At 62.3% G+C, this 13426-nt stretch carries 13 protein-coding genes and 1 tRNA gene; 7 read left to right on the top strand and 7 right to left on the bottom strand.

Annotated features, from left to right (window positions below; genetic code table 11):
- Nucleotides 1-73: 73 nt before the first annotated feature.
- The 3 genes from PQR42_RS39315 to PQR42_RS39305 form a co-directional block, all read right to left on the bottom strand.
- Complete coding sequence (locus PQR42_RS39315) at nt 74-1372, bottom strand: HlyC/CorC family transporter (RefSeq protein WP_408216399.1); 1299 nt, start codon at nt 1370-1372, stop codon at nt 74-76.
- A 214-nt stretch (nt 1373-1586) separates the two neighbouring features.
- Nucleotides 1587-1663, bottom strand: a tRNA-Pro gene (locus tag PQR42_RS39310).
- Between the two features lie 48 nt (nt 1664-1711).
- Entirely contained in the window at nt 1712-2704 is a 993-nt protein-coding gene (locus PQR42_RS39305; RefSeq protein ID WP_310813857.1) for a polyprenyl synthetase family protein, read from the bottom strand.
- 239 nt (nt 2705-2943) lie between these two features.
- Between PQR42_RS39305 and rplU the strand changes: the two genes are divergently transcribed.
- The 4 genes from rplU (at nt 2944) to proB (ending at nt 6087) form a co-directional block, all read left to right on the top strand.
- Nucleotides 2944-3255, top strand: coding sequence for a 50S ribosomal protein L21 (gene rplU, locus PQR42_RS39300; RefSeq protein WP_007180329.1), 312 nt, complete (start codon nt 2944-2946; stop codon nt 3253-3255).
- 25 nt (nt 3256-3280) lie between these two features.
- Nucleotides 3281-3544 (top strand): 50S ribosomal protein L27, encoded by a 264-nt coding sequence (gene rpmA / locus PQR42_RS39295; RefSeq protein ID WP_007180330.1) that lies wholly within the window; start codon nt 3281-3283, stop codon nt 3542-3544.
- 233 nt (nt 3545-3777) lie between these two features.
- Complete coding sequence (cgtA, locus tag PQR42_RS39290; protein ID WP_408391264.1) at nt 3778-4899, top strand: Obg family GTPase CgtA; 1122 nt, start codon at nt 3778-3780, stop codon at nt 4897-4899.
- A gap of 69 nt (nt 4900-4968) precedes the next feature.
- Nucleotides 4969-6087 (top strand): glutamate 5-kinase, encoded by a 1119-nt coding sequence (gene proB / locus PQR42_RS39285; RefSeq protein WP_408216393.1) that lies wholly within the window; start codon nt 4969-4971, stop codon nt 6085-6087.
- A 108-nt stretch (nt 6088-6195) separates the two neighbouring features.
- Here the strand turns inward: proB and PQR42_RS39280 are convergent, their stop codons facing one another.
- Nucleotides 6196-6753, bottom strand: coding sequence for a CNP1-like family protein (locus tag PQR42_RS39280; RefSeq protein ID WP_408216391.1), 558 nt, complete (start codon nt 6751-6753; stop codon nt 6196-6198).
- Between the two features lie 77 nt (nt 6754-6830).
- Entirely contained in the window at nt 6831-7580 is a 750-nt protein-coding gene (locus tag PQR42_RS39275) for an RNA pyrophosphohydrolase (protein ID WP_408391266.1), read from the bottom strand.
- 315 nt (nt 7581-7895) lie between these two features.
- On the opposite strand from PQR42_RS39275, the gene PQR42_RS39270 reads away from it, so the two are divergent.
- Together PQR42_RS39270 and PQR42_RS39265 are read left to right on the top strand one after the other, a co-directional pair.
- The gene (locus tag PQR42_RS39270; protein WP_408495219.1) at nt 7896-9632 is read left to right on the top strand and encodes a proline--tRNA ligase; all 1737 of its coding nucleotides are present in this window, start codon (nt 7896-7898) and stop codon (nt 9630-9632) included.
- A gap of 12 nt (nt 9633-9644) precedes the next feature.
- Nucleotides 9645-10244 (top strand): MarC family protein, encoded by a 600-nt coding sequence (locus PQR42_RS39265; RefSeq protein ID WP_323046458.1) that lies wholly within the window; start codon nt 9645-9647, stop codon nt 10242-10244.
- An 89-nt stretch (nt 10245-10333) separates the two neighbouring features.
- Here PQR42_RS39265 and PQR42_RS39260 read toward each other — a convergent pair whose 3' ends face one another.
- Nucleotides 10334-10885: a hypoxanthine-guanine phosphoribosyltransferase gene (locus PQR42_RS39260; protein ID WP_091798973.1), complete on the bottom strand. Its 552-nt coding sequence runs from the start codon at nt 10883-10885 to the stop codon at nt 10334-10336.
- A gap of 154 nt (nt 10886-11039) precedes the next feature.
- The gene (gene ffh, locus PQR42_RS39255; RefSeq protein ID WP_408216383.1) at nt 11040-12407 is read right to left on the bottom strand and encodes a signal recognition particle protein; all 1368 of its coding nucleotides are present in this window, start codon (nt 12405-12407) and stop codon (nt 11040-11042) included.
- Nucleotides 12408-12488: 81 nt separating this feature from the next.
- Here ffh and PQR42_RS39250 point away from each other — a divergent pair, with 81 nt between their 5' ends.
- Entirely contained in the window at nt 12489-13418 is a 930-nt protein-coding gene (locus PQR42_RS39250; protein ID WP_408391271.1) for a cytochrome C assembly family protein, read from the top strand.
- Nucleotides 13419-13426 lie beyond the last annotated feature (8 nt).

The following is a 13426-nucleotide window of genomic DNA, read 5'->3' as shown; positions in this document are numbered from 1 at the left end:
GCCTGTGTGCGATGCTGCTGCGTGTCGTGCCTCGCTGCGGCGCGCGCCACGTCCCGCAGTTGCGTCGTCTAGCTTAGCCGCGCAATACCTTGCTGGCTTTCGCGCGCGTGGGCGGTCTGAACAGCTTGACCGTGCGAATCGCCTGATCATCGCTTCGCATCACTTCGAGTTTGACTTCGCCGATCTGCACGCACACGTCGCCGTCGGGAATGTCTTCGAGAATTTCGAGGATCAGGCCGTTGAGCGTTTTCGGCCCGTCGGTGGGCAGCGTGAGATGCAGCCAGCGGTTCAGTTCGCGCAGGGGCATGCTGCCGGCAACGATGCATTCGCCCTTCTCGTTCCAGCCGCCGCGCGAATTGGCGCCGCGCGGAATCGACGTGGTGAATTCGCCGATCAGTTCCTCGATGATGTCTTCGGGAGTGACGAGGCCCTGCAACTCGCCGTATTCGTTGACGACCAGCGCCGTGCGGTGACGGCTCTCCTGGAAGAATTGCAACTGCTGGAACACCGGCGTACCGCTCGGGACAAAGTACGGCTCGGCCAGCAACTCGCGCAGCGTCTCGCGCTCGAGTTCCTGGTTGTGCAGCGCCGCCAGCGTCTTGCGTACGTGCAGCACGCCGAGCACCCGGTCGATGTCGCCTTGATAGACGATCAGCTTGTTGTGATAGCAGGTTTCCAGTTGATGCAGGATCTGTTCGAACGGTGCGTCGAAATCGAGTGCCTCGATGCGGCGGCGCGGGATCATCACGTCGTCGACGGAAATGTTCTCGAGGTCGAACAGGTTCAGCAGAATGCTGCGGTGTTTGGTCGGCATGAAGCTGCCGGACTCGAGGACGATGGTGCGCAGCTCTTCGGTCGACAGGCGCTGATCGTGCGCGCCTTTCGTATTGATGTGCAGCACGCGCAAGATGCCGTTCGCGAACAGATTGACGAACCAGACGAGCGGTTTGGCGACGCGCATCATCGGCGCGATCAGCAGGCTGGCGGGCAGCGCGATTTTTTCCGGGAACGTCGCGCCGACGATCTTCGGCGTGATTTCCGCGAACACGATGATCAGAAACGCGACGATACCGGTCGCGATCGACAGCACCAGGTTGTTACGGCCGAACGTGTGCAGCGCGATCGAGGTGGTGAGCACCGGAATGATCGTGTTGAACAGATTGTTGCCGATCAGCACGACGCTCAGCAGTTGATCGGTGTGCGCCAGCAGACCCTGCGTGGTCTTAGCGCCGAGCGCGTTCTGGTTGGCAAGATGTTTCAGGCGATGGCGGTTGATCGCCATCATCGCCGTTTCGGAAATCGAAAAAAAGCTCGAGCATACAAGCAGCAGAAAGACGGCGCCAATCTGCGCCCATAAGGGAAGTTGTTCCACGCGTCGTGAAGGATAGGGGAAAGGATGAAGAGAATATAGCAGAGGGGATTGCGCGCGCCGTTCGGCTTGGCGGCAAAAGGCAGCGCGGGCGGCAGCTGCGGCGCAGGGCGCGTGTGAGGACGACACTCGGCGCACACGCCGTACGCGGCCCAAAAACAAAAAACCGCCGAGCAAGCTGGGCGGTTTTTCGAGCCTTGAACTAACAAGGCAAATCTGGTCGGGGTGAGAGGATTCGAACCTCCGGCCTCTACGTCCCGAACGTAGCGCTCTACCAGGCTAAGCTACACCCCGATTTGTACTGCAGACTCGATTCAGACTAACTCAGCGTTTCAGTCCCGTTTAAGACTGTCTCGCCGTCGAGTAAGAACATAATTCTAGCAGGCTCTCTTTAAAAATGGAATCGGGAAATGAAGAAATTGCTGCTGCTGCGGCCTGCGCTTCCTGCTTCGCGCATTCGAGCGTGTGATCCAGCGCGCCGGAACGCGTGATCGCTTCGAAAATGGTGTCGAAACGGGCCGTGCCGCCCTGTTCGATCGCCTCTCGCGCAAGCGCCGATTGCTCCGGCGTTCCGCGTTCGATCAGATAGATTAGCGGGAGCGTGGGTTTGCCTTCGCGAAGATCGTCGCCGGCGTTCTTGCCCATCGATTCGGCGGTGCCCGTGTAGTCGAGCCAGTCGTCCATGATCTGGAACGCGGTGCCGATGCGCCTGCCGAATTCCGCCGCGGCGGCTTCCGTTTTCGCGTCCGAGCCGGCCAGCACCGCGCCGAGTTGGGCGGCTGCTTCGAACAATTTGGCGGTCTTGTAGCGGATCACCTGCATGTAGCGGGCTTCGTCCACGTCGGCGTCGTGCATGTTCAGGAGCTGCAGCACTTCGCCTTCGGAGATGATGTTGGTCGCCTCCGACAGAATCTCCATCACGCGCATCTTGCCCACGCCGACCATCATCTGGAACGAGCGCGAGTACAGGAAATCGCCCACCAGCACGCTCGCGGCGTTGCCGAACAGCGCGTTGGCCGTCTGACGGCCGCGCCGCAGGTCGGATTCATCGACCACGTCGTCGTGCAGCAGCGTGGCCGTGTGGATGAATTCGACGACCGCCGCCAGTTCATGCCGGTGCCCCGTGGTTTCGCCCAGCGCGCCGGCCACCAGCAGCAGCAGCGCGGGCCGCAGCCGCTTGCCGCCGGCGCTGATGATGTACTCGGAAATCTGGTTGATCAGCATCACGTCGGACGCAAGACGGTGCCGTATGACGCGATTGACCTGCTGCATGTCTTCGGCGATCGGAGCGAGCAGGCTGGCGGCGTTGGAGGAGGGGGTGGCAGTCGACGACATGATGGCTGAATTGGGTAGTGCCGCGAATTATAAGGCGAATCGCGACAGTTCCGGGTCGCAGGCTGCGGAGCGGCGCGTTCCGGGCGGCGGCAGAACCGCGCGCCGGGGCTGTGCTGCAAGGCGCCGGGCGCTGCGCGCGACGCCTCTCAATGAGTTTTGACCGAGCAGCTAACTCTATGTATAATCACGGGTTTCCGCGCGCGGTGCGTGGGAAAAATGAACACAGAGTGAGGTTCTCAATGTACGCGGTCATAAAAACCGGTGGCAAGCAGTATAAAGTTGCCGTCGGCGAAAAACTTAAAGTAGAACAGATACCGGCAGACATTGACGCTGAAATCACGCTCGACCAGGTTCTCGCAGTGGGCGAAGGCGAATCGATTAAGTTCGGTACGCCGCTGGTCAGTGGGGCTTCCGTCAAGGCTACCGTCGTGTCGCAAGGTCGTCACGCAAAAGTGACCATCTTCAAGATGCGTCGCCGGAAGCACTACCAGAAGCATGGCGGCCACCGCCAGAACTATACCGAACTGCGCATTGACGCGATCAACGCGTAAGCGCAACGGTTAAGGAGCAAATCAAATGGCACACAAAAAGGCAGGCGGATCATCCCGCAATGGCCGCGACTCTGAATCGAAGCGTCTCGGCGTCAAGGTTTACGGCGGTCAAGCCATCAACGCTGGCGGCATCATCGTTCGTCAACGTGGCACGCGTATGCACCCGGGCGAAAACGTCGGTATCGGCAAGGATCACACCTTGTTCGCGCTGACGGACGGCCACGTCAATTTCTCGACGAAGGGCGCAGCGAAGAAGCACATGGTCAACGTCGTCCCGGCAGCAGTCTGAGTTTACTCAGGCACGGGCTTCAGGACCGGAAAAAGGCCCCGCGAAGTTAGCGGGGCTTTTTTTATTCCGGCGGTTTTCGTCGGATGAATGGGCGTGAATGCTGCGCTCGTGCCGGCACGCCTATGCCGTTTGGTCGATTGATCAGCGCGCGGCGGGCGCGGCAAAATAGCATCATCCAGTAGCATTAAATCTAGCAGCACCATCTGGCAGCACACCACGGGACGGAGTTACGCATGAAGTTCATTGACGAAGCGAGGATTGAAGTCATCGCCGGCGACGGAGGGGATGGCAGCGCGTCGATGCGCCGCGAGAAATTCGTTCCGTTCGGCGGCCCGGATGGCGGCGACGGCGGCCGGGGCGGCAGCGTGATCGCGGTCGCGGACCGCAACATCAACACGCTGATCGATTACCGCTACGCGAAGAAACACCTCGCGCGCAACGGCGAAAACGGCCGTGGCGCGGACTGCTACGGCAAGGGCGGCGACGACATCACGTTGCGCATGCCGGTCGGCACTACCATCACCGACATGGAGACCGGCGAGTTGATCGCCGATCTGACCGAGCACAACCAGAGCGTGCAGATCGCTCAGGGTGGTGCGGGCGGTCTCGGTAACCTGCATTTCAAGTCCAGTACGAATCGCGCGCCGCGTCAGAAGACCGACGGCAAGCCGGGCGAGCGCCGCATGGTGCGCCTCGAATTGAAGGTGCTGGCGGACGTCGGTCTGCTCGGCATGCCGAACGCCGGCAAGTCGACCTTCATCGCGTCGGTGTCGAACGCGAAGCCGAAGATCGCCGACTACCCGTTCACGACGCTCGCGCCGAATCTCGGCGTGGTGCGCGTCGGGCCGAGCCGCAGCTTCGTGATCGCGGACATTCCTGGTCTGATCGAAGGCGCGGCGGAAGGCGCGGGCCTTGGTCACCAGTTCCTGCGGCATTTGCAGCGCACGGGCTTGTTGCTGCACATCGTCGACCTTGCACCGTTCGACGACGCGATCGATCCGGTCGCGGAAGCCAAGGCGATCGTCAACGAATTGCGCAAGTATGACGAACTGCTGTATGAAAAGCCGCGCTGGCTGGTGCTGAACAAGCTGGACATGGTCCCTGAAGACCAGCGCGAAGCTCGCGTCTCGGCATTCCTCGAAGGCTTCGGCTGGGACGGTCCGGTGTTCGAAATCTCGGCGCTGACTGGCCAAGGCTGTGAAAGCCTCTGCTACGCGGTGTTCGACCACATCGCCGCGCATTCGGACGCGCAGCGCGCGGCCGAAGCTGAAGATCTCGCCGCGGACGTGCGCTTTCGCGAGAAGCCGGAAGCCCCGGCCGCCGCGGACGACGCCGGCATCGACCCGCAGGCATAAAAAGCTCGAGCTCCGGCGCCCGAACGGGCTGCCGGTATGCATCACGCGTCATCTTGGAGACTGCGCACAATGCGTTCCGTCATCGCAGATTCACGGCGATTGGTAGTGAAAGTCGGTTCGAGCCTCGTCACGAATGACGGGCGCGGCCTCGATCATGCTGCTATCGGCCGCTGGGCCGCACAGATTGCCGCCCTGCGCGCGCAAGGCAAGGAAGTGGTGCTCGTTAGTTCGGGTGCCATTGCAGAAGGAATGCAACGGCTCGGCTGGACCAAACGGCCACGCGAGATCGACGAACTGCAAGCGGCCGCGGCCGTCGGCCAGATGGGTCTCGCGCAGGTCTACGAAAGCCGCTTTGCCGAGCATTCCATCCAGACCGCGCAGATTCTGCTGACCCACGCCGACCTGGCCGACCGCGAACGCTATCTGAACGCGCGCTCCACGCTGCTCACGCTTCTGCGCTTGGGCGTGGTGCCGATCATCAACGAGAACGACACGGTCGTCACCGATGAAATCAAATTCGGCGACAACGACACGCTGGGCGCGCTCGTCGCAAACCTGATCGAGGGCGATGCGCTCGTCATTCTCACCGATCAGCAAGGACTTTTCACCGCCGACCCACGCAAGAATCCTGCTGCCACGCTCGTTCAGCAGGCCGATGCGGGCGCGCCGGAGCTCGAAGCAATGGCGGGCGGCGCGGGTTCGAGTCTCGGTCGCGGCGGCATGCTGACCAAGATTCTCGCCGCTAAGCGCGCGGCGCACAGCGGTGCCAATACGGTGATCGCAAGCGGACGCGAAGCGGATGTGTTGTCGCGGTTGGCCTCGGGCGAGGCGATCGGCACGCAGTTGATCGCGCGCACGGCGCGCATGGCGGCGCGCAAGCAATGGATGGCGGATCATCTGCAAGTGCGCGGCCATGTGGTGATCGACGACGGCGCAGTCGAAAAACTGACCGAAGGCGGCAAGAGCCTGTTGCCTATCGGTATCATCGGCGTTCAGGGCGCATTTGCCCGCGGTGAAGTGATTGCGTGTCTGAGTGCTGCGGGGCGTGAAGTAGCGCGCGGCCTGACGAACTACAGCAGCGCCGAAACCAAGCTGATTCAACGGCGCCCGAGTGGCGAAATCGAATCGGTGCTCGGCTATATGCTGGAGCCGGAGTTGATTCACCGCGACAACCTGGTGCTGGTTTAAGTCACTGATCGTCGCAAGCGCGGGGACACGAATACGGCAAGCAAAAAGCCGTTCCAGCGAAAGCTGGAACGGCTTTTTTCACGCCCGCAACCCGCCTGGATCCAAAGCTCAGTGAATCGACGAACTCGCTGTGCGCTTATAGCGGATGTTCTCCAGAATCGAGCTCGCGTTCCCCATGGGCATCTTGTTCGCGCACAGATAATCCTGATACAGCGCCGCCTGATAGGCGTTCAGCGCGCCATTCTCGATGCGCGTGAAGCTGTTCGCGACCGTCGTGTCCCAGCCGTCGTGATCCGAATTCAGGCCCGCATACTGGCGCCATTCATACGTATCGCAGCGAATTCCTTCGTAGATCACGTTACGAGCGCCGCTCGGGCTTGCCACGACGACGGTAAGGCGAACCACTCCGTCGGTACCGACGGTTAGGGAGTTCCGGTCGACCGCGAACTGCAGCGGCGTATTGCCGGACACTTCGAAAGGCAGCAGATTCGAGTCTTGCGGCAGCGGCGGCAAAGTGTCCACCTTGTTCTCAACCCAGTTGCTCTGCCGGTCCAGCAAATAGGTAAACGCGCTGTCGTCTTTATTGGTAGGTTTGCCGGCGCTCGAACAGCCAGCCAGCAGGGCGCCGGTGGCGACGCACGCCACGACGAGAGCAAGTGCTTTCAATATGATTTCCTCGAAACACTGACGCGGCTCGTCGAGCCGCGTCAGAGAGAGGCGGCGTGGACAGCCGCACAGAGTTGTTAATTGCGCACGCCCGGGCGGAACAGCGAGCCGGCCGTTTCGCCTGCCGATTCGTCTTCGTGCTCCGGCGCGGCGCCTACCTCGGCCGTTGAACCGGAGCCCGGACCGCAATCGGACGCGATCGTTGCGTGAACCGATGTTTCGATGCTGACAGATGTCACCGAAGTTACGGTGGTCACCGTCATTACCGTGGAATCCGGCGGACTTTCCATTGACGACGCTATCCGGGGATAGCGCGGCCCATGGTGCCCGCCAGGTTTTTCCGCACGCGGCGCAGCCCGGCGCATGAAACGGGACAGCTCCGTCAGCGCCAACTGATATACATCCCGCTTGAACTCGATCACACAGTCGAGCGGCACCCAGTACTCGTTCCAGCGCCACGCATCGAACTCAGGGTGGTCGGTGGCGCGCAAGCAGATGTCGCAGTCGCGTCCAACCATCCGGAGCAAAAACCAGATTTGTTTCTGGCCGCGGTAATGACCGCGTACTTCGCGCTTTATGAACTTGTCAGGCACCTCGTAACGCAACCAGTCGCGCGTGCGACCAATCACCTTGACGTGCTCAGGAAGCAGCCCGGTTTCTTCGTGTAACTCCCGATACATCGCTTGCACGGGGGTCTCTCCGTACTTGATGCCCCCTTGCGGAAACTGCCAGGAATGTTCACGGAGCCGTTTGCCCCAAAACACCTCGTTGTGCGCGTTCAAGAGGATGATGCCGACGTTCGGGCGAAAGCCTTCACGATCCAGCATACAACCACCTTCGAATCCTTTAAAATTGCTTTGATTATAAACAGATAACGGACCTGACGCACCGATTCGCACCAGATTGGAACGATTCGCCGCAAAAGGCCCGCGTTTGCGGTAGCCTGTCAGTCTTTCCGTGCCTTATCCCTTGTGCAAAGGCTTTGCGCGGCGGCTTCGGCGCCGCGGTCGGGCTGCGTTGTGCCGGTGTCAGCGTCATTGTCAGGTGAGCCGTGCCGGCTCAGAGCCGGATCTGTGTCGATTTCCCCACCGTTTTCACCTTTCGGGCGGTCCCTCCGGAGCCGCCGCTTTTGGATAATCTGAATGAAAGCTTCCCGTTTCTTTATCGGTACCCTCAAAGAAGCTCCCGCCGACGCAGAGATCGTCAGCCACAAGCTCATGGTGCGCGCCGGCATGATCCGGCGCGTCGCCGGCGGTATCTATAACTACCTGCCGGTCGGCCTGCGTTCGATTCGCAAGGTGGAAGCCATCGTGCGCGAAGAAATGAACCGGGCAGGCGGGATTGAGTTGCTGATGCCGGCGGTGCAGCCGGCCGAGTTGTGGCAGGAATCGGGCCGCTGGGAGAAGTACGGTCCCGAGTTGCTGCGCTTCAAGGATCGCAAGCAGTCCGATTTCGTGATCGGACCGCCCCACGAAGAAGTGGTGACGGACATTGCGCGCAATCAGATCAAGAGCTATCGCCAGTTGCCGGTGAACTTCTACCAGATCCAGACCAAGTTCCGCGACGAGATCCGTCCGCGTTTCGGCGTGATGCGCGGCCGCGAGTTCATCATGAAAGACGCGTACTCGTTCGACAAGGACATGGATGGCCTGCGCGAGTCTTATCGCAAGATGTACGACGCTTACGTGCGCATCTTCACGCGCCTCGGTCTGGACTTCCGCGCGGTGGCGGCGGACAACGGTTCGATCGGCGGCAGCGGCTCGCACGAGTTCCACGTGATCGCCGAGACGGGTGAAGACGCGATCGCCTATTGCCCGACCTCCGACTTCGCCGCGAACGTAGAAGCGGCCGAAGCGCTGCCGCTCTACGCGGAACGCGCGGCGCCGGCCGAAGAGATGAAGAAGACCGCCACGCCGGGCAAGGCGAAGTGCGAAGCCGTGGCCGAGCTGCTGAACATTCCGCTCGAGCGCACGATCAAGTCGATCATCCTCGCGACCGAAAACGAAGGCGCCGAGCCGACCATTTGGCTGCTGATGCTGCGCGGCGACCACGATCTGAACGAGATCAAGGCGAGCAAGCTGCCGGGTCTGGCCGACTTCCGCATGGCGACCGAGGCTGAAATCATCGAAACGTTCGGGACGCCGCCGGGTTACCTCGGCCCGATCGACACGAAGAAGCCGATCAAGGTCGTGGCGGATCGCACGGTCGCGAACATGAGCGACTTCGTGGTCGGCTCGAACGAGGTGGATTACCACACCACCGGCGTGAACTGGGGCCGCGATCTGCCGGAACCGGTCGTCGCCGACATTCGCAACGTCAAGAAAGGCGATCCGTCGCCGGATGGCAAGGGTGTGATCGACATCTGCCGCGGTATTGAAGTGGGCCACGTGTTCCAGCTCGGCACCAAGTATTCCGAAGCGATGAACGCAACCTGCCTCGACGAAACCGGCAAGCCGCGGCCGATGGAAATGGGCTGCTACGGTATCGGCGTCACGCGTATCCTGGGCGCCGCGATCGAACAGAATTTCGACGACAAGGGCATCATCTGGCCGGAATCGATTGCGCCGTTCGAAGTCGTGCTGTGCCCGATGGGCTATGACCGCAGCGAAGCCGTACGCGCAGAAGCCGACAAGCTGTACGCGGCACTGGTCGAAGCGGGCATCGACGTGATCCTCGACGACCGTGGCGAGCGCCCCGGCGTGATGTTCGCCGACTGGGAGCTGATCGGCGTGCCGCATCGCCTGGTGATCGGCGACCGTGGCCTCAAGGAAGGCAAGCTCGAATACCAGGGCCGCCGCGACGCCGAGGCGACGCTGCTGCCGGTCGAAGACGCCGCGAAAACGGTGATCGGGAAAGTTCGCGCAGCCTTGGCGCGCTAAGCGGAGCGGACGGTGGAATACACCTTCGTGTCCGCGACTGTCCTGCTGATTCTGATCACCGATCCGCTCGGCAACATTCCGCTCTTCATCAGTTGTCTGCGCGGCGTGTCGCCGAAGCGGCGCACGATCGTCATTCTCCGTGAGGTGGCGATCGCCTTCGCGATCCTGCTGATCTTCATGGTCGTCGGCGACGGCTTTCTGCGCATGATGAGCCTGACCGACCAGTCGTTGCGCATCGGCGGCGGGATCGTGCTGTTCCTCATCGCGCTCAGAATGGTGTTTCCGCATCCGGACGGTCCGCTCGGCGGCGACACGCGCGGCGGCGAACCGCTGATCGTGCCGCTCGCCATTCCGGCGCTGGCGGGTCCGTCGGCGCTGGCCACGGTGATGCTGCTGACGTCGCAGGCGCCCGGCAAGATGCTCGAGTGGATCGGTGCGCTGACTGTCACGATGATCGTCTGCGCGATCGTGCTGATGCTGGCGGAGCGCATTCAGGCGTGGCTCGGCGAGCGCGCCATGATGGCCTTCGAGCGGCTGATGGGTCTCGTGCTGGTGGCGATTTCGGTGGAGATGATGCTCGGTGGTATTCGGTCGTTCGTGCATCAACTGTGACGGCGGAGCGGGTGCGGTATAAAAAAGCGGCCAACAGGCCGCTTTTTTATACCGATTCACCGCGCGAACGCGGCCGCCTCAAGGAAGCATCAAGCCCCTTCAGTCAGCGCGCGAATCGTGGGCAGGTTACGCCAGTAACCCTTCGCATCCATGCCGCAGCCGAACACATAGCGGTCCGGCACTTCGAAGCCGCAATAGTCCGGACGCAGCGGTTTGGCCTTCGGAATGATCTTCTCGCACAGCACCGCGCTCAGGAAGCGCTTCGCGCCCATCGCGAGAATGCGGTCGCGAATCGCGGCCATCGTCTCGCCTTCGTCGAGAATGTCGTCGAGCACCAGCACGACGCGATCCTTCACCGACTCCGCCGGCGCCACGCGCCACTGCATCTCGTTGCCGCCCTTGGTGGTGTTGCGGTAGCGCGTCAGGTGGATGTAGTCGAACTCGAGCGGGAAATCGAGGTGCGGCAACAGCATGCCAGTGAACACCGCCGCGCCGCCCATGACCGACAGCACGAGCGGGAAGTCCTCGCTCATCTCGTCGCGGATGGCGGCCGCCATGCCGCTGATCGACGCGTTGACGTCCTCGGCCGAAACGATTTCTTCGGAGTGGCTAAAAATGTGGAGAGCTTCTTCGCGGTTCATGACGTCTGACGGGCGGTGACTGTATACATAGTGTGGGTGAGGACGGCGGCGCGCGGTACAGAATAAACCCGCACAAGCTGAAGTCAGCCGCGCGGAGTCAGGTCGCGTTCCGTGGTCCATGCGCGGAACGCGCGCGCCGCCGTCTTGCTAAAGCTTAGCGCATACCGGGCATCATGCCCTTCATGCCGCGCATCATCTTTTGCAGATTGCCGCCCTTGAGCTTTTTCATCATGGTGCGCATCTGGTCGTACTGATTCAGCATGCGGTTGACTTCCTGCACCTGCACGCCCGCGCCCGCGGCAATGCGGCGCTTGCGCGTGGCCTTGATGAGGTCGGGCTTGGCGCGCTCCAGCGGCGTCATGGAATTGATGATGCCTTCCATGCGGCGCATCTGCTTTTCGGCCTGGCTCATGTCGGCGCCGGCGGCGGCCTGCTGGAATTGCGCGGGCAGTTTGTCCATCAGCGACGACAAGCCGCCCATGCCCTTCATTTGAGTGAGTTGCGCGCGGAAATCGTTCAGATCGAAGTCGCCGCCCTTCTTGACCTTGTCGGCGAGCTTCTGCGCGGCCTGCACGTCCACGCCGCGTTGCGCTTCTTCGACGAGGGCGAGAATGTCACCCATGCCGAGAATCCGGTTCGCCATGCGATCCGGGTAGAAGACTTCGAGGCCGTCGAGCTTTTCCGCGACGCCGACGAACTTGATCGGCTTGCCCGTGACATGGCGCACAGAGAGCGCCGCGCCACCCCGCGAGTCACCGTCGAGCTTGGTGAGGACCACGCCGGTGAGCGGCAGCGCGTCGCTAAAGGCCTTGGCGGTGTTCACCGCGTCCTGGCCGAGCATCGCGTCGACGACGAACAGCGTTTCCGCCGGCTTCAGCGTGCTGTGCAGCGCGGCGATTTCCTGCATCATCACTTCGTCGATACCGAGACGGCCGGCCGTGTCGACCAGCAGCACGTCGTGATAGTGGCGCTTGGCCCAATCCACGGCGGCGCGCGCGATGTCGACCGGCTTCTGATCCGGTTCCGACGGGAAGAAGTCCGCGCCGACCTGCTCGGTCACCGTCTTCAACTGCGCGATAGCGGCAGGGCGGTAAACGTCGCACGACACGGTCAGTACTTTTTTCTTGTACTTCTCGCGCAGCAGCTTGGCGAGCTTGCCGACCGTGGTCGTCTTACCGGCACCCTGCAGACCCGCCATCAGGATGACGGCCGGCGGCGTGACGGCGAGGTTGAGCTCGACCGCCTTGCCTTCGTAGTCGCCGCCGATGATCGCGGTCAGCTCGCGCTGCACCACGCCGACCAGCGCCTGACCCGGCGAGAGGCTGCTGATGACTTCCTCGCCGAGCGCCTTTTCCTTCACCTTGGCGATGAACTCGCGCACGACGGGCAGCGCCACGTCGGCCTCGAGCAGCGCCAGGCGCACCTCGCGCAGCATTTCCTGGGTGTTCGCCTCGGTGAGCCGGGCTTCGCCGCGCAGCGTCTTGACGACGCGCGCCATCCGTTGAGTCAGATTGTCGAGCATGGGGAGCGATGAACAGTGCGGCCAGAGCGGGGCGCGATGCAGGAGACGTCGCGGAGCAGGGGCCTAGTGTAAACTTCGAATATGGATATTGTACTGTATGCCCTCACTGCGCTCCTCTACGGCGGTTTAGCCGTGGCCGGCTGGCGCTCGCACCGGCACGCCGCCATGCGTCCCATGCTCGAAAGCGTGCCGCCGGTGCCCGCCGCGGCGACGCCCGTGTCGGCACCATCGGCCGCTTCGGGCATGAGCAGCTCGGGCCGCGCGCTGCTGTTCGTGGCGCTGCTCGCCCACGGCGTGCTGCTGCATACCACCATCTTCCCGCAGAACGCGATGGTGTTCGGTTTCGCGTTCGCGCTGTCGGCCATGTTCTGGCTGGGCGCCGGCATCTACTGGATCGAGAGCTTTTTCTTTCCGCTCGACGGTTTGCGTCTGCTGGTCTTGCCGCTCGCCTGCGTCGCCTCGTTGTTGCCGCTGGCGTTCAACGGCGTGCGGGTGCTGCCGTACTCGGCCGCGCCGATGTTCAAGCTGCACTTCCTGATCGCCAACATCGCATACGGTCTGTTCGCGATCGCGGCGCTGCACGCCATTCTGATGCTGCTGGTCGAGCGGCGTCTGCATGCCATGCGCGGCGGCATGGCGCAGCGACACGCGGCCGCGGCGGGCAACGGCTGGCTGTCGAGCTGGCTCGATACGCTGCCGCCGCTCCTCACGCTGGAGAAGTTGCTATTTCGGTTGATTGGCGCGGGTTTCGTCTTGCTGACGTTAACGCTGGTGTCGGGCATTCTGTTCAGCGAGCAACTGGTCGACCGCGCGTTGCGGCTCGATCACAAAACCGTGTTCGCGATTCTTTCCTGGGTGATGTTCGGCGCGCTGCTGACCGCGCGCAAGGTTTCCGGCTGGCGCGGCCGTGCGGCATTGCGCTGGGTGCTGGCGTCGTTCGTCGCGCTGTTGCTGGCGTACGTCGGCAGCCGTTTTGTTTTCGAGGTGCTGTTGCACCGAGCTGTAGTGTGAGCGTGTCC

The organism is Paraburkholderia sediminicola (assembly GCF_046027355.1).
Taxonomy (GTDB): Bacteria; Pseudomonadota; Gammaproteobacteria; order Burkholderiales; family Burkholderiaceae; genus Paraburkholderia; species Paraburkholderia sediminicola_B.
This window is presented reverse-complemented; position numbering and strand designations above follow the sequence as displayed.